This is a genomic window from Streptomyces sp. NPDC001401, from assembly GCF_042895385.1.
Lineage (GTDB): Bacteria > Actinomycetota > Actinomycetes > Streptomycetales > Streptomycetaceae > Streptomyces.
The window spans coordinates 588,257-609,928 of sequence record NZ_JBIAWI010000003.1; the positions used below are offsets into that span (position 1 = coordinate 588,257).

Annotated in this window: 15 protein-coding genes; 11 read left to right on the top strand and 4 right to left on the bottom strand. The window is 69.9% G+C overall.

Annotated elements, in window-relative coordinates:
• Positions 1 to 186 precede the first annotated feature (186 nt).
• The gene (locus tag ACFY10_RS14670) at positions 187 to 504 is read right to left on the bottom strand and encodes an ANTAR domain-containing protein (RefSeq protein WP_390665442.1); all 318 of its coding nucleotides are present in this window, start codon (positions 502 to 504) and stop codon (positions 187 to 189) included.
• 438 nt (positions 505 to 942) lie between these two features.
• Between ACFY10_RS14670 and ACFY10_RS14675 the strand changes: the two genes are divergently transcribed.
• From ACFY10_RS14675 to ACFY10_RS14700, 6 genes are read left to right on the top strand one after another with little or no spacing between them, the layout of a single operon-like run.
• Entirely contained in the window at positions 943 to 3,351 is a 2,409-nt protein-coding gene (locus ACFY10_RS14675; RefSeq protein ID WP_390665443.1) for a glycosyltransferase, read from the top strand.
• The gene (locus ACFY10_RS14680) at positions 3,348 to 4,871 is read left to right on the top strand and encodes an ArnT family glycosyltransferase (protein WP_390665444.1); all 1,524 of its coding nucleotides are present in this window, start codon (positions 3,348 to 3,350) and stop codon (positions 4,869 to 4,871) included. The genes ACFY10_RS14675 and ACFY10_RS14680 overlap by 4 nt, the downstream gene beginning before the upstream one ends.
• Positions 4,868 to 6,127 (top strand): alkaline phosphatase family protein, encoded by a 1,260-nt coding sequence (locus tag ACFY10_RS14685; RefSeq protein WP_390665445.1) that lies wholly within the window; start codon positions 4,868 to 4,870, stop codon positions 6,125 to 6,127. The genes ACFY10_RS14680 and ACFY10_RS14685 overlap by 4 nt, the downstream gene beginning before the upstream one ends.
• Positions 6,112 to 7,113, top strand: coding sequence for a hypothetical protein (locus tag ACFY10_RS14690; protein ID WP_390665446.1), 1,002 nt, complete (start codon positions 6,112 to 6,114; stop codon positions 7,111 to 7,113). The genes ACFY10_RS14685 and ACFY10_RS14690 overlap by 16 nt, the downstream gene beginning before the upstream one ends.
• Positions 7,110 to 8,207, top strand: a complete 1,098-nt coding sequence (locus ACFY10_RS14695) for an endo-1,3-alpha-glucanase family glycosylhydrolase (RefSeq protein ID WP_390665447.1) — start codon at positions 7,110 to 7,112, stop codon at positions 8,205 to 8,207. Before ACFY10_RS14690 ends, ACFY10_RS14695 begins: the two co-directional genes overlap by 4 nt.
• Positions 8,204 to 9,694: a fibronectin type III domain-containing protein gene (locus ACFY10_RS14700; protein WP_390665448.1), complete on the top strand. Its 1,491-nt coding sequence runs from the start codon at positions 8,204 to 8,206 to the stop codon at positions 9,692 to 9,694. Before ACFY10_RS14695 ends, ACFY10_RS14700 begins: the two co-directional genes overlap by 4 nt.
• A 52-nt stretch (positions 9,695 to 9,746) precedes the next feature.
• On the opposite strand, the gene ACFY10_RS14705 is transcribed toward ACFY10_RS14700, so the two are convergent.
• The 3 genes from ACFY10_RS14705 to sucC form a co-directional block, all read right to left on the bottom strand.
• Positions 9,747 to 11,288: an aldehyde dehydrogenase family protein gene (locus tag ACFY10_RS14705; RefSeq protein ID WP_390665449.1), complete on the bottom strand. Its 1,542-nt coding sequence runs from the start codon at positions 11,286 to 11,288 to the stop codon at positions 9,747 to 9,749.
• 137 nt (positions 11,289 to 11,425) lie between these two features.
• Entirely contained in the window at positions 11,426 to 12,325 is a 900-nt protein-coding gene (gene sucD / locus ACFY10_RS14710) for a succinate--CoA ligase subunit alpha (protein WP_390665450.1), read from the bottom strand.
• A gap of 14 nt (positions 12,326 to 12,339) precedes the next feature.
• Positions 12,340 to 13,479, bottom strand: a complete 1,140-nt coding sequence (gene sucC / locus ACFY10_RS14715) for an ADP-forming succinate--CoA ligase subunit beta (protein WP_390665451.1) — start codon at positions 13,477 to 13,479, stop codon at positions 12,340 to 12,342.
• 145 nt (positions 13,480 to 13,624) lie between these two features.
• Here sucC and ACFY10_RS14720 point away from each other — a divergent pair, with 145 nt between their 5' ends.
• The 5 genes from ACFY10_RS14720 (at position 13,625) to ACFY10_RS14740 (ending at position 21,615) form a co-directional block, all read left to right on the top strand.
• Positions 13,625 to 15,307, top strand: a complete 1,683-nt coding sequence (locus ACFY10_RS14720; protein WP_390665452.1) for a thiamine pyrophosphate-binding protein — start codon at positions 13,625 to 13,627, stop codon at positions 15,305 to 15,307.
• Positions 15,308 to 15,319: 12 nt separating this feature from the next.
• On the top strand, positions 15,320 to 16,549 hold the full coding sequence (frc, locus tag ACFY10_RS14725) for a formyl-CoA transferase (RefSeq protein ID WP_390665453.1): 1,230 nt from the start codon (positions 15,320 to 15,322) through the stop codon (positions 16,547 to 16,549).
• Positions 16,550 to 16,553: 4 nt separating this feature from the next.
• Complete coding sequence (locus tag ACFY10_RS14730; RefSeq protein ID WP_390665577.1) at positions 16,554 to 18,698, top strand: acetate--CoA ligase family protein; 2,145 nt, start codon at positions 16,554 to 16,556, stop codon at positions 18,696 to 18,698.
• A 120-nt stretch (positions 18,699 to 18,818) separates the two neighbouring features.
• Positions 18,819 to 20,207, top strand: coding sequence for an OFA family MFS transporter (locus ACFY10_RS14735; RefSeq protein WP_390665454.1), 1,389 nt, complete (start codon positions 18,819 to 18,821; stop codon positions 20,205 to 20,207).
• A 1-nt stretch (position 20,208) separates the two neighbouring features.
• Entirely contained in the window at positions 20,209 to 21,615 is a 1,407-nt protein-coding gene (locus tag ACFY10_RS14740; protein ID WP_390665455.1) for an OFA family MFS transporter, read from the top strand.
• Positions 21,616 to 21,672: the final 57 nt, after the last annotated feature.

The window sequence follows — 21,672 nt, forward strand, 5'->3', positions numbered from 1 at the left end:
GCCGCCTGACCGGGGCTGTTCCCCGCGGCGACATGGACAACAATACCAAGGTTTCGGAGTGCCTTTCACCTGCATATCCGCCCCTCGGGCACCGGCTGTGGACGGCCGGGCGCGGGCGCGGGAGGCGTCACCGGAGGTGACGGCACGACTACGGCGGATCGGCCGGATCGTGCCGCCTCGGGCGCTTCACATGAGCGGCTGGATCCCGGCGTTGTCCGCGACGTCCGCCGCCACCGCCCGCACCTTGCGCCGCTGTTTGCGGGAGAGGCCGACGAGTATCTCGAAGGCGGTGGCCTCGTCGCAGCCACGGCGGGCCATGAGCATGCCCTTGGCGCGCTCGATCAGGGCGCGTCCCTCCAGGGCCTCTCTGAGCTGGCGGTTTTCGAGTCTGAGCGCCTCCACGTCGTCGATCAGGGCGAGTGCCGCCCGCATGGCATCCATGAGGGTGGCCGTGTGGTCCCGGTCCTCTCGGGGCTCGGGACCCGGTGGTCCGTCGGAAGACATGAGGGCCATGCTTGTCGCGGAATCACAGGTTCAGCAGCCCTTCTGTGAAGAATGCGGGGACTTTCACCTCCGCGTAATCAAGGCGTAGATCTGGCTGCGTTTGACCGTGCCGGACGGGGCGGCAGTGCACGGATGAGGCGCAATGCGATCGAATCAGGTAAACAGCACGCTAATTACCAGCGGATACAGGCCGAATACCCGGCGAACGTGCCAAGTCCGCTGCTAGCCTCTGGCATCCGCTCCTGACCGTGGAGCCCGGTGCGCGTTCGGATTTCCGTTCCGCACCTCTGGCACGTCCCGTACCTCCCCGCGCCGCGTCGAGACCGTACGCCCGCGAGGGTCACCGCTCATTCCTCCGCCCGCGTCTGCGGGCGGTCGTCGGTGTCCGTCGCGCCGCTCGGCCGACGGCACGCGTTCTGGGGGGACTCCATGGCGCACGTGATCGATTCCCTTTCGGCTGCCCATGACGGGGTGCCGACGGGTGTCCGGGAACTCGGCGGCGGAGGCGACGGCAGCGGTGCCGCGCCCCGGCTGACCGTCCTCGTACCCACCCGTGACGAGCAGGAGAGCGTTCCGCTGCTTCTCGACCGGCTCGGGCCGGCCCTCGCCCCGCTCGGGGCCGAGATCCTCTTCGTGGACGACAGTGACGACGGGACGGTCGATGAGATCGCCGCGCTCGCGCCGGGCTGTCCCGTCCCGGTCCGCGCCCTGCACCGGCCGGCCGGCCTGCGCGCCGGCGGTCTGTCGGGGGCCGTCGTCGCCGGCATCCGTGCCGCGCGCGGCGCCTGGGTGCTGGTCATGGACGCGGACCTGCAGCATCCGCCGCAGGCCGCCGCGCTGCTGGCCAGGACCGCGATGCGGGAGGGCGTGGACATCGCCGTCGGCACCCGGTACGCCGGCACCGGACAGTCCGAGGGGCTCGCGGGCCCGGGGCGGCAGGCGACCTCGTCGTCCGCGACCCGCCTGGTCAAGACGGCCTTCCCGCGTCGACTCGCCACCGTCAGCGACCCGCTCAGCGGACTGTTCGCGTTCCGCCGGGACGCGATCGACACCGGGCGGCTGCGACCGGTCGGCTTCAAGATCCTGCTGGAGATCCTGGTACGGCATCCGGCCGCCCGGGTCGCCGAGGTGGCGTACACCTTCGCACCCCGCGAGGCCGGCCGGTCCAAGGCCTCCGTCAGGGAGGGGCTGGCCTTCGTGCGGCATGTCGTGCGGCTGCGGCGCTCGGTGGCGGGCGGGCAGCAGCAGTTGATGCGGATGGTCGCGTTCGGACTGGTGGGTGTGTCCGGGATCGCCGTCAACACGGCGGCACTGTGGCTGTTCTTCGACGTGCTCGGGGTGCACCACCTGGTGGGGGCGGCGCTCGCGACCCAGTTCTCCACCGCCTGGAACTTCCTGCTCACCGATGCGGCCGTCTACCGCAACGGGCAGCGCAAGGGCACCTGGCCCGGTCGGGCCGGCCGCTTCTTCGCGATGAACAACCTGCTCCTGATCGCCCGGCTCCCACTGCTGCAGTGGCTCGTCGTCGCCGGCGTGGGCGTCCTCACGGCCAACGCGCTCACCCTCGTCCTGCTCTTCGTCCTGCGGTTCCTGATCAGCGACCGCATGATCTACAGCGGCGGCGAGAAGAAGGTCCGGCGGCGTGATCCCGTGAAGATGCTCGTCGACGCCGATGCTCCGAGCGCACCGGTCAGCAAGAAGCGGTCCGTGTACCTGCCTTACCGCTACGACGTCGCCGGGACCGTCACCATCGGCTCCCAGATACGGCTGCCCGAGCTGGAGTTCTTCCGGGCCCAGTGGGTCCCGGACGCGGACGTCGACATCGCGGTGCGCGTCGGGGACGTCGGGCGGCGCAGGCCGCGCGGGCGGGCCGCGCTGACCGAGGACCACAGCGACACGGCCGCGCTGCGCTACGAGGAACACCTGGGGCGCTTCGGCGCGAACTTCCGGGTGCGGCTGGGTCCGCCGATCACGGTCGAGGTCGGACCGCTCCTGGCCCGTTCACCGCATGTCGTGTACACGAACGTCGTCGAGGCGCTGCTGCGGTTCGTGCTGATCTCGCGCGGGCGGATGCTGCTGCACTCCGCGTGCGTGGAGCTCGACGGGCGCGGGGTGATGCTGTCGGCGCTGACCGACACCGGCAAGACCGCGACCGTCCTCAGGCTGCTGCGCGAGCACGGCGGGCGGTTCCTGTCGGACGACATGACGGTCGTGGACGCGACCGGGCGGGCCGTGTGCTTCCCGAAGCCGCTGACCATCAGCGCGCACACGCTGCGGGCCGTGCAGGCCGAGGACCTGACGAAGAAGGAGTGGCGCCGGCTGAATCTGCAGTCGCGGCTGCACTCCAAGGGCGGTCGTTCGATCGCGCTGATGCTGTCCCGCTTCAACCTGCCGATCATGGGCATCAACGCCATCACGCAGATCCTGGTGCCGCCGCCGAAATACAGCGTCGACCGGCTGGTGCCCTGCCGGCTGGGATCGAGCACCGAGGTTCGGGACCTGTTCGTCATCGAGCGCGGAGCGCCCGACCTGTACGACCTCGACGACGACGTGGCGCTGGAGCGGATGCTGGTCAACACCGAGGACGCGTACGGCTTCCCGCCCTACCGTTATCTCGCGCCGGCGCTGCGCATCGACGGTCTCGACCATGCCGAACTGCGCGCCCGGGAGCGGGAGATCCTCGCCGGATTCCTGTCCGGTGTCCGTACCCGCGTGCTCGCCTCGGACTGTTTCGGGTGGGCCGACGAGATACCGCGGCTGCTGGCGGGCGAGGAGCACCGTCCGACGGTGAGTGCCGCCGCCGAGGCCTGGCCCCGCTGGGGACTGCAGGCCGGCTCGGCCGCATGACCGACCGGTTCGTGCTCCCCAGGGGAGCATCCCGCACCGCCCCGGCGCCGGCCCCCTCCGGCGCCGGGGTGCGGGCTGCCGCGCCCCTGACCGCCGTACTGCTGCTGGCTGCTTTCCTGCGGCTGTGGCAGCTCACCGCGACCGGGTTCAACAGCGACGAGGCGGTGTACACGGGAACGGCGGCCTCACTCGCGGGGGATGATCGGCTCGGCTCGCTCTTCCCGGTGTTCCGGGCGCATCCGGTGCTGTTCCAGTCGCTCGTGTCGCTGGCGCTGCGCGTCCACGAGAGCGACTGGGCGGCGCGTGCCGTGCCGGCGCTGCTGGGTGTGGCGACGGTGACGGTGACGTACGGGCTCGGGCGAAGGCTGTACGGGCGGCGGGCCGCGCTCGTCGGGGCGCTGCTGCTGGCGGTGATGCCGTACCACGTGGTGGTCAGCCGCCAGGTGCTCCTGGACGCGCCGATGACGCTGTGCGCGACCGGTGCGCTGTACTGCGTCGTGCGGTACGCCGAATCGCCGTCCCCGCGCTGGCTGTTGGCGGCCGGCGGCATGCTCGGGTTCACGGTGCTGGCGAAGGAGACGTCGATCGTCTTCCTGGGTTCGCTGTACGCGTTCTTCGCGCTGACCCCGGCCGTGCGCACCCGCTGGCGGCATCTGCTGCCCGCGCTGGGCGTGATCGGGGTGGTGGCGGTGGCCCATCCGCTGTCCCAGCTGCTGGCGGGGCACGCACGGGCGGGCGGCAACTATCTGCTGTGGCAGATGTTCCGCCGCGCCAACCACCCCTATTCCTTCTACGGCCGTGAAGTGCCGTGGGCCGTGGGCCCGTTGGTGGTCGTGGCGGCCGTGGCGGGTTTGGTGTGGCTGCGGCGGGAGAACACCTGGCGGGAGCGGCTGCTGGTGTGCTGGGTCGTGGTGCCCGCGCTGTTCTTCACGGTGTGGCCGGTGAAGGGTTTCCAGTATCTGCTGCCCGTGGCCCCGGTGTTCGCGGTGCTGGCGGGGCGGACGCTGACCTCGTTCCCGCGGGTGGTGCGCGTGCAGCGGGTCGCTGCGGCCGCGGCGATCTGGCTGGTCGTGGCGTCGCTGGCGGTGCCGTGCTGGATGCGGATCCAGCCGCAGACCAGCACCCGCTTCCTGGCCGGGACGGGCGGGCTCCCGGGCGGCCGGGAGGCGGGGCTGTGGGTGCGCGCGCATGCGCCGGAGGGCTCGCGACTCCTGGCCATCGGGCCGTCCATGGCCAACGTGGTGCAGTACTACGGCTTCTGTCCGGTCTCCGCGCTCTCCGTCTCGCCCGACCCGGCGCGCCGCAACCCCAGCTACCGGGCGGTCCCGAACCCGGACCGGGCCCTGAGGGACGGCGACTTCCAGTACCTGGTGTGGGACGCGTACACGGCCCGTCGTACGCAATTTTTCACCGCCAAGCTGGAGGGTCTGGTGGGGCGTTACCACGGGACGGCGGTGTTCACGGCACGCAACGGGGACGGGGTGAAAGTGGTCGTGATCTACCGGGTGAGGGTGTCATGAGGGTGCTGCTGGTGGCACTGGTCCTGCTGCTGACGGGCAGCGGGACGGCGACGGCGTCATCAACTCCCCGCCCACGCACGCCCATTCAGCACTTCGTCTATCTCATGCAGGGTGACCGCACCTTCGACCACTACTTCGGCACATATCCCGGAGCCGACGGCCTGACCGCAGGGACCAGGCAGCCGCGCGACCCCGCGCATCCGAACGCGGGCACCGTGGCGCCGTACGCACTGCACGGCTCACCACCCCTGTCCCCCGGTGCCGGGCCGCGCCTGGTGCAGCAGCAGTACGACGACGGGCGGATGGACGCCTTCGTCGCCGCCTTCGAGCGGCAGGGCCGGGACGGACGCGTGGCGATGGGCCACTACGACCGCCGTGACCTGCCCTTCTACTGGAACGCCGCCGACCACTACGAGCTGTTCGACCACTTCTTCGCGTCCACGCTCGACGGCACCCGCGCAGCCCGCGCCCACTGGGTCGCGGGCACACCGGACCTGACGGGTCCCACCGTCTTCGACCGGCTCGAAGAGGCGGGCGTGAGCTGGAAGTTCTACGTCCAGAACTACGACCCGAAGCAGACCTACCGCTCCTCCCACGACCTGACCACCCAGACCGTCCGCGTCCCGCTCCTCGACATGCCGCGCTTCGTCGACAACCGGAAGCTGAACGCGCACATCGTCGACCTCGGCGAGTACTACCGGGACTTGGACCGCGGGACGCTGCCCGCGGTGGCGTTCGTCGCGTCGTCGGGCGCGGGCGAGCGGTCGGCCCGCTCCGTGCCGGCCGGGCAGCGGCTGGTGCGGCAGCTCACCTCACAGCTGATGGTCAGCCAGTACTGGTCCTCGTCGGCGCTGTTGTGGTCGTACGACGGTTCCGGGGGCTGGTACGACCATGTGAAGCCGCCGGCCGGGCGGGGACTGCGAGTACCGGCGCTGCTGGTCAGCCCGTATGTGGCGCGGGGGAGGGTGCAGCACGGGCAGTTCGAGGCCGCGAGTGCGCTGCGGTTCGTGGTGGACAACTGGCGGCTGCGGTCACTGGGCGGCCGTACGACGCAGGCGCGGAGTCTCGCCGACGCCTTCGACTTCTCGGCTCGGCCGCGGCGGGCCGAGCTGATTCCGGCCCAGGTGCGGGAGGCCGCGCTTCCGGTGGCGCGGCGGCCGTCACCGGTGCCCGTGTACGGGGTCTACGGCGCGGCCTCGTTGCTGGTGGCGGGGTTGCTGTGGGGGGCGGTGCGGCCGAAATGGCGTACATCGTGAGGTGGTTAGTGCTGGTCGGGGTCGTGCTGGTGGGGCTGGCGCCGAGTCCGGTGGCGGCTGTCACCGCGGTCACGATCACGGTGCGGACGACGCCCCGACTCGCCGGCGTGCCGTTCACGTTCGACGGGCAGACGGCGGTCACAGGGGCGGACGGGAGCGTGTACTTCACCGGTGCGCACGACTTCGCGAAACACGCGCTGGCCGTCGACGACCATGGACTGGCTTCGGCGGGACGGCAGTTCACGTTCTCCCGGTGGGCCGGGCAGCGAGACCCCGACCAGGCGTTCCGGCGCACGGTGCAGGGGCTGCCGCTGCGCCGGGACTACACGGTGACGGCGGCGTTCACGGCGCGCTTCCGGGTGACGGTGCGGTGCAGCGACCAGGGCGGTCGCGCCGTGCCCCGTGGACGGGTGCCGTATGTAACCGTGCGCAGCGACACCGGGCACACCCAGCGGCTGCCCGTGGGGCAGCCCGTGTGGCTGGACGGGCTGCTGCCCGTGTACCGCAAGAGTGTACTGACCTCGCGCAAGGTCGGATACGCGCTGCTGTCGGCGGACGCGTACGGCACGAACACGGTGGACGCCGGGCGGCAGCGGTTCGAACCGGCGTCGGATCAGGAGGTCGTCTTCACGACGCCGTTCCACGATCTGACGGTCTCGGCGCGGGACGCGGTGTTCGGGTCGGCGGCCGGGCGGGCGGCGCGGGTCACGCTGCCGGACGGGTCGGTGCGCGAGGTGCCGTTCGGCACGGACCGGGCGGCGACTCTGCGGGATCTGCCGCACGGGCAGTACGAGGTGGAGGTGACCGGTGGCCAGGGGCTGCGGGCCGTGCAGCAGGTCCGGCTGTCGCGGACGCAGAGCATGCAGGTGCGGGTGGTCAGCCGGGACGATCTGGCGCTGGCGGCGGGCGCGGTGGGGGTGCTGGCGGCCGGGCTGCTGCTGGTCGGGCGGCGGCTGCGGCGACGGCGGGGTGGTGAGCGCGGATGAGGAGACCGGGGCTGCTGGCCGTGCTGGTGCTGGTGCTGGCGGGGCTGTTCCCGGCGTCCGCGAGTTCGGCCGAGGGGCGCCGGGTGCCGCTGCTGGCGTACTACTACCAGTGGTTCGCCCCGTCGTCGTGGCAGCGCGCGAAGACCGACTACCCGCGTCTGGGCCACTACTCCAGCGACGACGCCTCCGTGATCCGCACCCATGTCGACTGGGCGAAGTCCGCCGGCATCGACGGCTTCGTGGTGAGCTGGAAGTCCTCACCCGTCAACAACCGCCGGCTGCGCATGCTGCTGGACGTGGCGCGGACACGTGACTTCAAGGTGGCGGTCATCTATCAGGGGCTCGACTTCCACCGACGTCCTCTCGCGACGGACCGCGTCGCCGCCGACTTCCGTCTGCTGTACGGCCGTTATGCCCGCGACCCGGCCTTCTTCCGTCTCGACGGCAAGCCGCTGACGGTGTTCAGTGGCACATGGCAGTACCCGACCGCGGACATCGCGCGCATCACCGGGCCGGTGCGCAAGGGGATGCTGGTGCTCGGCACCGAGAAGAGCCCGCAGGGCATCCGCAGGCTGGCGCACGTCACCGACGGGGACGCCTACTACTGGTCGTCGGTCAACCCGGACACCAACGACCGGCACGCGGCCAAGCTGCGCGAGATGGCCGCCGCCGCGCACGCGGGGCACGGCTACTGGATGGCGCCGTTCGCCCCCGGCTTCGACGCCCGCCTGGTGGGCGGCACGAAGTCGGTGCCACGGGACGGCGGCCGGACGTTGCGCACCGAGTACGCGGCCGCCATGGCCTCGGCCCCGGATGTGCTCGGGCTGATCAGCTGGAACGAGTTCAGCGAGAACTCGCACGTGGAGCCGTCGGTCCGGCACGGCACCCAATCCCTCGACGTCCTACGGGAGTTGCGGGGCCTGCCCGTGTCGGCCTCTCCGTCGGCGCCCTCCTCCTCGGCCGCCCGTCACGACCCGCTCGGCTACTGGCAGGGCCTGTTGCGGATCACCGGCTGCGCGGCGCTGGTGGTGGGCGCCGTCGCGGCCATGGCATGGCTGCGCGGGATCAGGATGAGAAAGGAAGGAAGAACATGACCAGAAGACTCTCTTCCCAGCACAGCAGACTCTCCTTGAGGCACGCTCGCAGCGCCGTGTTCGCCCTCGTCCTGGGGGCGGGCACGGCGCTGTCGTTCGCCCCGCCGGCGCACGCCGAACTACCGGGTGCCGACGCACAGTTGACCCGCGCCCCCTATCTCTCGGACGCCACGACGACGTCCGTCCAGGTGAGCTGGGCGACCACGACACAGAGCCGCGGCTCGGTCCGCTACGGCCCACTGGGCAACTGCACGGCGAACACGGCCACTTCACCGACCCTGGGCAGCCCGATCACCGTCGGCTCGACCCGGGAGTACGCCAACTCGGTGACGGTGACGGGCCTGAGCGCAAGCACCGCCTACTGTTACCGCGTCTACACGGCATCCGGCACCGACCTGCTGGGCACACTGCCGACGCCGAGCTTCACCACCCCCGAATCCGCGGGCTCCACCACGCCGTTCAGCTTCGACGTCCTCGGCGACACCGGTGAGACAACGAACTCCGGCGTCGACGACGGCTCGCTGAATGTGAACCAGGCGAACGTGATGAGCCAGATCGCCTCGAGCGGTGCCCGGTTCGTCGTCCAGACCGGCGACAACACGCATCCGGGCACCTCGCAGACCCAGTACGGCGACCTCAACCAGACGGGCGTGGACGTCAGTTCGTGGTTCGGGCCGTCGTACTGGACCCAGCCGGGCATGCGCATCCCGCTCATCGGCACCGTCGGCAACCACAGCATGACCAACACCTATCTGGCGGTGTGGAAGCAGTCCGCGCTGGCGGCGTCCTCCGGCGGTGTGTGGGCGCTGGTCGACTATCCGCCGTATCTGGGCTCGAGCGCGATCAGCTATCCGACGACGTACTACGCCTTCAGCACCGGCGGTGTCCGCTTCTACCTGCTCGACACCGCGTGGGGGAACTCCAACACCGGTGGCGCCACGGGCGGTTCGTGCGGCTCGCACTGCGCGATCTACGAGCAGGACGCGCACGCCCACTGGCAGGACGGATCCGCCGAGTACGAGTGGCTGAAGGCCGACCTCGCCGCCCATCCCGGCGTGCCGAAGTTCGCCTTCTTCCACTTCCCGCTGCGCTCGGACAGCGCGAGCGAGCCGAGCGACACCTTCCTCGCGGACGTCGAGCAGACCCTCCTGGACGGCGGCGTGGACCTGGTCTTCAACGGCCACTCGCACCTCTACCAGCGCAACACGGCGGGCCCCGGCCGGATCCCGTCGTATGTCACCGGCGGTGGTGGCGCCGATGTGCACTCCGTCGGCGAGAACGGCTGCTCGGGCACCGACGCCTACGGCATCGGCTGGTCCTACAGCCGCAACCGGGGTTCGGCCTGCGGTGCCGCGACGGTGCCCACGGACGACGCGCAGGTGTATCACTTCCTGAAGGTGACCGTCGACGGCACCTCCGTGACGGTCGCGCCGACGAACTCGCTCGGGCAGACCTTCGACGTCCAGACCTACCCGGTCACTCCGTGACGCCTTCGTCCCCGGGTGGCGCCCCCGGACAGGGACGCCACCCGGCCTGCGGTCACGGCATGAGGTGGTAGTCCGGGAAGTTCCCCGGCAACCGCTCTCCCGCCGGGCCCTGCGTCACGGCGCGCACGAGCAGCTCGCCGCCGACGAACGCGCCGCGCCAGGACGCGCCGAAGCCGCCGAACAGTTCGTCGCGGTCGCCGCGCGAGCGCGGCTTGCCGTGGCCGACCTTGAACGCCCGGATCTGCGGGGCCAGTCGGTCGAAGGTCGCCCGGTCGTCCGTGGACAGGGTGGCCACCAGCGCGCCGTTGGACGCGTTCATCGCGGCCAGCAGCTCCGCCTCCGTGTCGACCAGGACGATGGTGTCGACCGGGCCGAAGGGCTCCGCGTGGTGCAGGGGTGAGGACGGCGGCGGGTTGAGCAGCGTGACCGGTTGGACGTACGCCGAGGTGTCCTGGCCGGGCAGGAACCGGCCCTCGGTCTCGCTGCTGCGGTGCAGCGGGACGGCGCCCCGGTCGATGGCCTCGGCGACCTGGTCGCGCAGATCCTTGGCCTTGGCCGCGTTGATGACCGGCCCGAAGTCCAGCTGCGGATACGGGTCGTCACTGTTCTCGACCGCCAGCGGGTGCCCGACCTTGAGCGTGCGCACCGCCGGGAGGTACGCCGCCAGGAACTCGTCGAACAGCTGCCGTTGGACGACGAAGCGCGGGTACGCCGTGCAGCGCTGCTTGCCGTAGTCGAAGAGCTTGGGAACGACCGCCGTCAATGCGTCCCAGTCCGAGTGGTTCCAGATGCCCCAGGTGTTGAGTCCTTCCTGTTCGAGTACGTGGCGCTTGCCGAGGTCGGCGACGGCCGTGGCGACCGCTGCGCCGGTGTCGCGCCCGCCGACGAAGGAGACGCAGCCGATCTCGGGCGCCCGCACCAGCGCCTGGGACAGCTCGCCTCCGCTGCCGCTGACGAGGGTGGCGGGAATCCCCTCGCGGGCGGCGAGCGCACAGGCCAGGGTCAGACACGCGACGCCGCCGTCGGTCGGGGTCTTGGCGATCACCGCGTTGCCTGCCAGTGCCTGGACCAGCATTGCGTGAACGAGCACGCTCATCGGATAGTTCCAGCTCGCGATGTTGGACACCGGGCCGTCCAGCGGGGCCCGCCCGTCGAGCATCGGTTCGATGCCGTCGACGTACCAGCGCACGCCGTCGATGGCCCGGTCGACGTCCGCCTGCGCGAGCCGCCAGGGTTTGCCGATCTCCCACACCAGCAGCAGGGCCAGCAGTTCGCGGTGCTCGGTGAGGGCGTCGAGGGTGGCCGCGACGCGGGCGCGGCGCTCGTCGAGGGGGACGTGCCGCCAGGCGCGGTGCTGGTCGAGCGACGCGCGCACGGCCTGGTGCGCGGTGTCGCGGTCGAGGCGGGGCGGGCCGGCGATGGGGCTGCCGTCGACGGGGCTGGTGGCGGGCAGGGCCCGGCCGTCGGCCTGCCAGGCGGAGTTCCAGAGGTTGAGGACGCGGTCGTCCTGGAAGGCCTCCGGGGCGACGGACAGGCAGCGCTGCCAGGCGTCGGCCCAGGACGTGCCCGACTTGAGGGTGAGTGTTGTTGCCATAGGAGTTTCTCCGCTCTCGGTGCACAGTCGGGGGCGGGGGGTGCATGGCTCGTCGCGCGCAGGCTCGCACTGCCGTGCGCGGACGTCGTACGAAGGGCGCCGTGACGCACGCTGTGGTGCGTCACCGTCGCCTCACATCAACTATGAGCGGCCGCGGGCCCGCGTTCGAGACAGGCGAGCACAAGTTTCGCCGTCTCGGTCGGTGTGTTTCCCACACTCACCCCGGCCGCCTCCAGGGCCTCTTTCTTCGCCTGTGCGGTGCCGGAGGAGCCGGACACGATCGCGCCGGCGTGCCCCATCGTCCTGCCCTCGGGGGCGGTGAAACCGGCGATGTAGCCGACGACGGGCTTGGTGACGTGCTCGCGGACGTAGGCGGCCGCGCGTTCCTCGGCGTCGCCGCCGATCTCGCCGATGAGGACGATCAGTTCGGTGTCGGGGTCGTCCTCGAAGGCGGCCAGGCAGTCGATGTGGGTGGTGCCGACGACCGGGTCGCCGCCGATTCCGACGCATGTCGAGAAGCCGATGTCGCGGAGTTCGTACATGAGTTGGTAGGTGAGCGTGCCGGACTTGGACACCAGGCCGATGCGTCCCGGCTTGGTGATGCCGGACGGGATGATGCCCGCGTTGGACTGGCCGGGGGTGATCAGACCGGGGCAGTTGGGGCCGATGACACGCGTGCCCTTCGCCTTCGCGTGGGCGTGGAAGGCGACGGAGTCGTGGACGGGGATGCCCTCGGTGATGACGACCGCGAGGCCGATGCGGGCGTCGGCGGCCTCGATGACGGCAGCCTTCGCGAAGGCGGGCGGCACGAAGACGACGGTGACGTCGGCGCCGGTCGCCCGTATGCCGTCGGCGACCGTCCCGAAGACGGGGACCGTACGGTCGTCGAAGTCGACGCTGCGGCCCGCCTTGCGCGGGTTGACGCCCCCGACGACATTCGTACCGGCCGCGAGCATGCGCCGGGTGTGCTTCATGCCCTCGCCGCCGGTCATGCCCTGGACGAGAACCTTGCTCTCCTTGGTGAGATAGATCGCCATGTCGTCCCGTCTCCTCAGTTGGCGGTGGCGAGTCGGGCGGCACGGCTTGCGGCGCCGTCCATGGTGGTGGCCTGCTGGACCAGAGGGTGCGCGCGCCCGTCGAGGATGGCGCGGCCGCGGGCCGCGTTGTTGCCGTCGAGGCGCACGACCAGCGGCCTGGTCAACTGGACGGTGTCCAGGGCCTGCACGATGCCGTCGGCGACCGCGTCGCAGGCGGTGATCCCGCCGAAGACGTTGACGAAGACCGACTTCACGGCCGGGTCGGACAGGATGACCGAGAGGCCGTCGGCCATGACCCGGGCGGAGGCTCCCCCGCCGATGTCGAGGAAGTTGGCGGGGCGTGCGCCGCAGCCCGCGACCACGTCGAGGGTCGACATGACCAGGCCCGCGCCGTTGCCGATGATGCCGACCTCGCCGTCCAGCTTGACGTAGTTGAGGCCCTTGGCGGCGGCCGCCGCCTCCAGTGCGTCGTCGTGCTCAGTGATCCCGGCGTTCTCCGCGCCCCAACGTGCCTGCCGGAAGCGGGCGTTGCCGTCGAGAGTGACCTTGCCGTCGAGGGCGAGGATCTGCCCGTGTTTCGTCCGCACAAGTGGATTGACCTCGACCAGGACGGCGTCCTCACGGACCAGGACCTGCCAGAGCCGTACGAGGACGTCGACGGTCTGCGCCGGCAGTCCGGCCGCCTCGGCGATCTCGCCCGCCTTCGCCGAGGTGACGCCCTCGGCCGGGTCGATGTGGATGCGGGCCACTGCCTCCGGCCGGCTTGCGGCGACCTCCTCGATCTCCATGCCGCCCTCGGCGGAGGCGATGGCGAGGAAACGGCCCGCCGCGCGGTCGAGCACATAGGAGACATAGAATTCGTTCTGGATGTCCACAGGTTGGGCCAGCATCACCTTGCCGACCGTGTGGCCCTTGATGTCCATGCCGAGGATCTGCCGTGCGGTGAGCTCCGCGGCGGCCGGGTCCGCGGCGAGTTTCACCCCACCTGCCTTACCGCGCCCACCGGTCTTGACCTGGGCTTTCACCACCACTCGCCCACCGAGCCTGCGGGCGATCTCGCGTGCCTCCTTGGGTGAATCGGTGACCTCCGCCCTCGGCACCACGATGCCGTGTTCCTCGAAGAGTTCCCTTGCCTGGTGCTCGTACAGGTCCATTTCGGCTCCTGTCTTAAAAGTGCCGCACGCCCCCTGGACACCACCCACCGGATGCGGGATAACAAGCTTCATACAGTATTCGTCGACTGTATGCAATGTACCGCGAGAGCAGTTCGAACCCCCTACGAAGGGACAGGACTTCGCCATGCCCGACGACACCCAGGACGTGATTTCCGGTGGTCATCTCGTTGCCAAGGCACTCAAGGCCGAGGGGGTCGACCGCATCTACACGCTGTGCGGCGGCCACATCATCGACATCTACGACGGCTGCGTCGACGAGGGCATAGAGGTCGTCGACGTCCGCCATGAGCAGGTCGCCGCCCATGCCGCCGACGGTTACGCCCGCCTCACCGGCAAACCCGGCTGCGCGGTCGTCACCGCGGGTCCGGGGACGACGGACGCCGTCACCGGTGTCGCCAACGCCTTCCGCGCGGAGTCCCCGATGCTGCTGATCGGCGGCCAGGGGGCCCTCACCCAGCACAAGATGGGGTCCCTGCAGGACCTGCCGCACGTCGACATGATGACGCCGATCACGAAGTTCGCGGCGGCCGTGCCGGACACGGCCCGGGCCGCCGACATGGTGTCCATGGCGTTCCGCGAGTGCTACCACGGCGCGCCCGGCCCCTCCTTCCTGGAGATCCCGCGCGACGTCCTCGACGCCAAGGTCCCGGTCAGCAAGGCCCGCGTGCCGAAGGCGGGCGCCTACCGCGCCTCGACCCGCTCGGCCGGCGACCCCGAGGCCGTCGAGAACCTCGCCGACCTGCTCGTACACGCCGAGAAGCCGGCCATCCTGCTCGGCAGCCAGGTGTGGACGACCCGCGGCACCGAGGCGGCGATCGACCTCGTCCGCACGCTGAACATCCCCGCCTACATGAACGGGGCAGGCCGCGGCACCCTCCCACCCGGCGACCCGCACCACTTCCAGCTGTCGCGCCGGTACGCCTTCTCCAACGCGGACGTCATCGTCGTCGTCGGTACGCCTTTCGACTTCCGCATGGGCTACGGCAAGCGGCTGTCGCCGGACGCGACCGTCGTGCAGATCGATCTCGACTACCGCACCGTCGGCAAGAACCGGGACATCGATCTCGGGATCGTCGGAGACGCGGGCCTCGTCCTGAAGTCGGTCACCGAGGCCGCGTCTGGCCGCATCAATGGAGGCGCGTCGAAGCGCAAGGAGTGGCTCGACGAGCTGCGTGCCGCCGAGCAGACCGCCATCGAGAAGCGGCTGCCGAGCCTGAAGTCGAACGCCTCACCGATCCACCCGTACCGCCTGGTCAGCGAGATCAACGACTTCCTCACCGAGGACTCCATCTACATCGGCGACGGCGGCGACATCGTCACCTTCTCCGGGCAGGTCGTCCAGCCCAAGTCACCCGGGCACTGGATGGACCCGGGCCCGCTCGGCACCCTCGGCGTCGGCGTCCCCTTCGTGCTCGCGGCCAAGCAGGCACGGCCCGACAAGGAGGTCGTCGCCCTCTTCGGCGACGGCGCCTTCTCCCTCACCGGCTGGGACTTCGAGACCCTCGTCCGCTACGACCTCCCCTTCGTCGGCATCGTCGGCAACAACTCCTCCATGAACCAGATCCGCTACGGCCAGGCCGCCAAGTACGGCCTGGAACGAGAGCGGGTCGGCAACACCCTCGGCGACGTCCACTACGACAAGTTCGCGCAGATGCTGGGCGGTTACGGCGAGGAGGTCCGCGATCCCGCCGACATCGGCCCGGCGCTGCAGCGTGCCCGTGAGTCGGGCAAGCCGTCGCTGATCAACGTCTGGGTCGACCCGGACGCGTACGCCCCCGGAACCATGAACCAGACGATGTACAAGTGAGGTGAGCCGGCCATGACCAAGGCTCTCGAAGGCATCCGTGTCCTCGACATGACGCACGTCCAGTCCGGGCCCTCCGCCACCCAGCTGCTCGCCTGGCTCGGGGCGGACGTGGTCAAGCTGGAGGCACCGACCGGTGACATCACGCGGGGGCAGCTGCGCGATCTCCCGGACGTCGACTCCCTCTACTTCACGATGCTCAACTGCAACAAGCGGAGCATCACCCTCAACACCAAAACCGAGCGCGGCAAGGAGATCCTCACCGAGCTGATCCGGCGCTCCGACGTCATGGTCGAGAACTTCGGACCGGGCGCGGTCGACCGCATGGGCTTCACCTGGGACCGCATCCAGGAGATCAATCCGCGAATCGTCTATGCCTCCATCAAGGGGTTCGGGGACGGCCCATACACCAACTTCAAGGCGTACGAGGTCGTCGCGCAGGCCATGGGCGGGTCGATGTCGACGACAGGTTTCGAGGACGGGCCGCCGCTGGCGACGGGGGCCCAGATCGGAGACTCGGGGACGGGCGTCCACGCCGTGGCGGGGATACTCGCGGCGCTGTTCCAGCGGGAGCACACCGGGCGCGGTCAGCGGGTGAACGTGGCCATGCAGCACGCTGTGCTCAACCTCTGCCGGGTGAAGCTGCGCGATCAGCAGCGCCTGGCCCACGGCCCGCTCGCTGAATATCCCAACGAGGACTTCGGCACGGAAGTTCCCAGGTCCGGAAACGCGTCCGGCGGCGGCCAGCCCGGCTGGGCGGTCAAGTGCGCGCCGGGCGGCCCCAACGACTACGTGTACGTCATCGTGCAGCCCGTCGGCTGGCAGCCGCTCAGCGAGCTCATCGGCCGGCCGGAGCTGGCCGAGGACCCCGAGTGGGCGACGCCTCAGGCCCGGCTGCCCAAGCTCAACAAGATGTTCCAGCTGATCGAGGAATGGTCCTCGACGCTTCCCAAGTGGGAGGTGCTGGAGCGGCTCAACGCCCACAACATCCCGTGCGGGCCGATCCTGTCCACCAAGGAGATCATCGAGGACGACTCGCTGGTCGCCAACGAGATGGTCGTCACCGTCCCGCACCCCGAGCGAGGCGAGTTCACGACGGTGGGCAGCCCGCTCAAGCTCTCCGACTCGCCGGTGGACGTGACCAGTTCACCCCTGCTCGGCGAGCACAACGAAGAGGTCTACATCGGCGAACTCGGCCTCGGCGACGAGGAACTGCGCCTGCTCAAGTCGAACGGAGTGATCTGACGTGATGGCCGAAGACCGGGAGCTGAGGGTGCGGTCGCTCCTCGACACTGTGCGGGCCGAGGGGCGGACCGCGCTCACCGCGCCCGAGGGCAAGGTGATCGCCGACGCGTACGGGATCGCCGTACCCGGCGAAGAACTGGCGGCCGACGTCGACGCGGCCGTCTCGTACGCCGCGCGCTTCGGCGGGCCCGTCGTGATGAAGATCGTCTCCCCGGACATCCTGCACAAGACCGACGCCGGCGGTGTGATCGTCGGCGTCGAGGGCGCCGCGGACGTGCGGGCCGCGTTCCACAAGATCATCGACAACGCGCGCGCGTACAACGCGTCCGCGCGTATCGAGGGCGTGCAGGTCCAGGAGTTGCTGCCGCAGGGCCAGGAGGTCATCGTCGGCGCGGTGACGGACCCGACGTTCGGGAAGGTCGTCGCCTTCGGGCTCGGCGGGGTTCTCGTCGAGGTCCTCAAGGACGTCACGTTCCGGCTGGCGCCCGTGAGCGCCGACGAGGCGCTGTCCATGCTGGACTCGATCAGGTCGGCGGAGATCCTGCACGGGGTGCGCGGCCGGGCGGGCGTGGACCGGTGGGCGATCGCCGAGCAGATCCGCCGGGTGTCGCAACTGGTCGCGGACTTCCCGGAGATCGCGGAGGTCGACCTCAACCCGGTGATCGCCACCCCTGAGGGCGCGGTCGCGGCGGACATCCGCGTGATCCTCGCCGAGTCGGTGCCGAGGCCTCGACGCACGTACACGCGCGAGGAGATCCTCACCTCCATGCGCCGCCTGATGCAGCCCGCGTCGGTCGCCGTCATCGGTGCCTCCAACGAGCAGGGCAAGATCGGCAATTCGGTCATGCGCAACCTCATCGACGGCGGCTTCGCCGGAGAGATCCATCCGGTGAACCCCAAGGCCGATGACATTCTGGGCCGCAAGGCGTACAAGAGTGTCACGGACGTTCCAGGTGAGGTGGATGTGGCGGTCTTCGCGATCCCCGCCAAGTTCGTGGCCTCGGCCCTGGAGGAGGTTGGACGCAAGAAGATCCCGAACGCGGTGCTGATCCCCTCCGGATTCGCGGAGACCGGTGAGCACGAACTCCAGGAGGAGATCGTCGCGATCGCCGAGCGGCACGGCGTCCGCCTGCTCGGTCCGAACATCTACGGCTACTACTCGACGTGGCAGGACCTGTGCGCCACCTTCTGCACGCCGTACGACGTCAAGGGCGGGGTGGCGCTGACCTCGCAGTCCGGTGGCATCGGGATGGCCATCCTGGGCTTCGCTCGCACCACGAAGACGGGCGTGTCGGCGATCGTGGGCCTGGGCAACAAGTCGGACCTGGACGAGGACGACCTGCTGACCTGGTTCGGCGAGGACCCGCACACCGAGTGCATCGCGATGCACCTGGAGGACCTCAAGGACGGCCGCGCCTTCGTGGAGGCCGCGCGCGCGACCGTGCCGAAGAAGCCGGTCGTCGTACTCAAGGCGGGCCGTACGGCGGCGGGCGCGAAGGCCGCCGGTTCGCACACCGGGGCGCTCGCGGGCGACGATGCCGTGTACGACGACATCCTCAGGCAGGCGGGTGTCATCAGGGCGCCCGGGCTGAACGAAATGCTCGAGTACGCGCGCGCGTTGCCGGTGCTTCCCGCTCCTCAGGGCGACAACGTCGTGATCATCACCGGGGCCGGCGGCAGCGGCGTACTGCTGTCCGACGCGGTGACCGACAACGGCCTGTCCCTGATGGAGATCCCGCCGGACCTGGACGAGGCCTTCCGGAAGTTCATCCCGCCCTTCGGGGCCGCGGGCAACCCGGTCGACATCACCGGGGGCGAGCCGCCGTCCACGTACGAGGCGACGATCCGGCTGGGCCTGGAGGACCCGCGCATCCACGCGCTCGTGCTGGGCTACTGGCACACCATCGTCACTCCCCCGATGGTCTTCGCGGAGCTCACCGCGCGCGTGGTGGCCGAGTTCCGGGAGCGCGGCATCGAGAAGCCCGTGGTGGCCTCGCTCGCGGGCGACGTCGAGGTCGAGGAGGCCTGCCAGTACCTCTACGAGCGAGGGGTCGTGGCGTACCCGTACACGACCGAGAAGCCGGTGGCCGTGCTCGGCGCGAAGTACCGGTGGGCGCGGGCGGCGGGCCTGTTGGGGGGCGGTTCATGAGGTGAGTGGAGCGCGGGGTCGGCCGACAGTGCGGTCGGCCGGCCCCGGGACCCGTGCGCACGCGAAACGCATTGGACAGGGGGCGCTGGCCAGAGCTTTCGACGCAAGGGGCACTGAGCGATGACAACGACCGACTATTCGGCGTCCGTCCCCTACAGAGAGGTGACGGACCGCAACGGCCGCGTGTACCGGATCGGCGAAACAGACGTCGACATCATGGGACGGACACGCAAATGGATGGTCATCCTGCCCTGGGTGGGCATGATGGGCATCAGCTCCGCCGAGTACGCGTTCACGTCGGCGGAGGACACGCTGCACGAGGCGCATCTGTGGAGCAGCGGACACATCTTCTGGCTGATGGGCGTCTGGGTGTTCTTCCAGGCGGCCGTGGCCTTCCCCGCGGGCCGGCTGCGGGAGAGCGGCAGACTGCCCGCCCGTACGGCGATGCTGATCGGCGCCGTCGGCACGATGCTCGGCTATCTGTCGCTGGCGTACGCGCCGACCGTGGCCGTGGCGTATTTCGGCTTCGGCATGTGCAGTGGCATCGGTGCCGGCCTCGTCTACGCGACCTGCGTGAACATGGTCGGCAAGTGGTATCCGGAGCGCAAGGGCGGCAAGACGGGCTTCGTCAACGGCGGCTTCGCCTACGGGTCCGTGCCGTTCGTCTTCCTGTTCACCTCCTACATGGACCTGGGCAACTACCGGACCGTGCTCGCCTGTGTGGGCATCGGGCTGTGCCTGGTGGTGGCCGGGGCCGGCTGGTTCTTCAAGGACCCGCCGAAGAACTGGTGGCCCGCGCGCGTCGACCCACTGAGGCTGACCGACGACCCGAAGATCCGCCGGGCGCTGGAGAAGAACCCGCCGGCGGTCAAGCAGTACACACCCAAGGAGGCTGCCCGTACGCCCGTCCTGTGGATGATGTGGTTCTGTCTGCTGTGCACGGCCGGCATCAACATCTTCGGCATCGCCTTCCAGGTGCCGTTCGGCAAGGACATGGGATTCGCGGGCGGGATCGTGGCCACGGCGATGTCCCTGAAAGCCGTCGTCAACGGCACCGGGCGCGGTGTCATCGGCTGGATCTCCGACCGCTACGGCCGCCGCAACACCCTGATCATCGTCTGCATCGTGCTCGGCACGGCGCAGTTCGGCGTGCTGGTCTCGGGCCAGATGGGCAGCATGCCGTTCTTCCTGTTCTGCTCCATGGTCTCCGGTTTCGGCGGCGGCGCGATCTTCCCGCTGTTCGCGGCCATGACGGCGGACTACTTCGGCGAGAACAACAACGCCACCAACTACGGAATGGTCTACAGCTCGAAGCTGATCTCCGGGCTCGTCGGCTCCGGCCTCGGCGCGGTCGTCGTCGGCGCCTGGGACTACCACGGCGCGTTCGTGCTGGCGGGTTCCATCGGCCTGGCCTCCGCGGTGCTGGCTCTCTTCCTGAAGTCCCCGGGCAGGCCGAAGGCCCGGCGCATCGTCCCCAACCCGCACCCGCTCGGCGAGGAGATGGCCTGACATGACCGCGGACCCCATCGCAGCCGGCAGTTCGTCGGCAGACCCCGACGCCGCACACCGTCCCTACCGTGAAGTGACCGACTCGCGCGGCCGTGTCTACCGCATCGGCGAGACCGACCGGGACATCCTCGGCCACTCCCGCAAGTTCATGGTGTACCTCCCATGGATCGCCATGATGGCCATCAGCGTCTTCGAATACGCGTACGGCTCCGCGGAGGACACGCTGTCCCACGCGCACGGCTGGACGCAGTCCAACACCTTCTGGATCCTCAGCGTCTGGGTGTTCTTCCAGGCCGGCATCGCCTTCCCGGCGGGCTGGCTGCGCGAGAAGGGCATCCTGACGGCCCGCAAGGCCATGTACGTCGGCTCCGGGATGTGCCTGGTCGGATTCCTCGCCCTGTCGCACCTGAGCAACGTGTGGCTGGCGATCCTGGGCTTCGGTGTCATCGGCGGGCTCGGTGCCGGCCTGGTCTACGCGACCTGCATCAACATGGTCGGCAAGTGGTTCCCCGAGCGCCGCGGCGCGCGCACCGGCTTCGTCAACGGCGGCTTCGCCTACGGGTCGCTGCCGTTCATCTTCATCTTCAACTACGCCTTCGACACCGGGAACTACCACCGCGTCCTGGACCTGATCGGCTGCTACATCATGATCGTGGTGTTCGGGTGCGCGTTCTTCTTCAAGGACCCGCCGAAGAACTGGTGGCCCGCGGACATCGATCCGCTGACGTTCTCGGGTGCCCCGAAGAGCGCGGACAGCCTCGCCAAGAACCCGCCCGCGACGAAGCAGTACACGCCCAAGGAGGCCATCAGGACGGGCATGCTGCCCCTGATGTGGATCTCCATCGTGATGACCGCCGGTGTGTCGATCTTCGGGATCTCCTTCCAGGTCGACTACGCCAAGGACGTCGGCTTCGGCCCCCTGGTGGCGGCGTCCTCCATGGGCGTCATGGCGGTCATCAACGGCGTCGGCCGGGGTGTGGTGGGCTGGCTGTCCGACAAGTGGGGCCGCAAGTCGACCCTGGTGTTCGTCATTGTCGTCCTGGGGCTCGCCCAGTTCGGTGTGATCCTGGCGGGCGAGATGAAGAGCGAGTGGCTCTTCCTGTTCTTCGCCTTCCTCTCCGGCTTCGGCGGCGGGGCGTTCTACCCGATGTTCGCGGCGCTCACCCCGGACTACTTCGGGGAGAACTACAACGCCACCAACTACGGCCTGGTGTACAGCGGAAAGCTGGTCAGCGGCCTGTTCGGCGGCGGCCTCGGCTCCATGGTGGTCGCGGCCTGGGGCTACAACGGGGCGTACGCGCTGGCCGGCGGCGTCTCGATGGTCGCGGCGGCGATCGCGCTGCTGCTGCGGCAGCCCGGGCGCAGCAGTTCGGATGCGCTGACTCCGCAACCGCAGCCCACCGGTTGACGGTTGACGGCACGCGCGCGTGAGGAGGCCCTCCCCGGGATTGCGGGGAGGGCCCCC

What these genes read in the sequence shown, in the direction of transcription:
- ACFY10_RS14670 (WP_390665442.1), bottom strand. Translation starts at nt 504, where the DNA reads ATGTCTTCCGACGGACCACCGGGTCCCGAGCCCCGAGAGGACCGGGAC.
- ACFY10_RS14680 (WP_390665444.1), top strand. Translation starts at nt 3,348, where the DNA reads ATGACCGACCGGTTCGTGCTCCCCAGGGGAGCATCCCGCACCGCCCCG.
- ACFY10_RS14685 (WP_390665445.1), top strand. Translation starts at nt 4,868, where the DNA reads ATGAGGGTGCTGCTGGTGGCACTGGTCCTGCTGCTGACGGGCAGCGGG.
- ACFY10_RS14690 (WP_390665446.1), top strand. Translation starts at nt 6,112, where the DNA reads ATGGCGTACATCGTGAGGTGGTTAGTGCTGGTCGGGGTCGTGCTGGTG.
- ACFY10_RS14695 (WP_390665447.1), top strand. Translation starts at nt 7,110, where the DNA reads ATGAGGAGACCGGGGCTGCTGGCCGTGCTGGTGCTGGTGCTGGCGGGG.
- ACFY10_RS14700 (WP_390665448.1), top strand. Translation starts at nt 8,204, where the DNA reads ATGACCAGAAGACTCTCTTCCCAGCACAGCAGACTCTCCTTGAGGCAC.
- ACFY10_RS14705 (WP_390665449.1), bottom strand. Translation starts at nt 11,288, where the DNA reads ATGGCAACAACACTCACCCTCAAGTCGGGCACGTCCTGGGCCGACGCC.
- sucD (WP_390665450.1), bottom strand. Translation starts at nt 12,325, where the DNA reads ATGGCGATCTATCTCACCAAGGAGAGCAAGGTTCTCGTCCAGGGCATG.
- sucC (WP_390665451.1), bottom strand. Translation starts at nt 13,479, where the DNA reads ATGGACCTGTACGAGCACCAGGCAAGGGAACTCTTCGAGGAACACGGC.
- ACFY10_RS14720 (WP_390665452.1), top strand. Translation starts at nt 13,625, where the DNA reads ATGCCCGACGACACCCAGGACGTGATTTCCGGTGGTCATCTCGTTGCC.
- frc (WP_390665453.1), top strand. Translation starts at nt 15,320, where the DNA reads ATGACCAAGGCTCTCGAAGGCATCCGTGTCCTCGACATGACGCACGTC.
- ACFY10_RS14730 (WP_390665577.1), top strand. Translation starts at nt 16,554, where the DNA reads ATGGCCGAAGACCGGGAGCTGAGGGTGCGGTCGCTCCTCGACACTGTG.
- ACFY10_RS14735 (WP_390665454.1), top strand. Translation starts at nt 18,819, where the DNA reads ATGACAACGACCGACTATTCGGCGTCCGTCCCCTACAGAGAGGTGACG.
- ACFY10_RS14740 (WP_390665455.1), top strand. Translation starts at nt 20,209, where the DNA reads ATGACCGCGGACCCCATCGCAGCCGGCAGTTCGTCGGCAGACCCCGAC.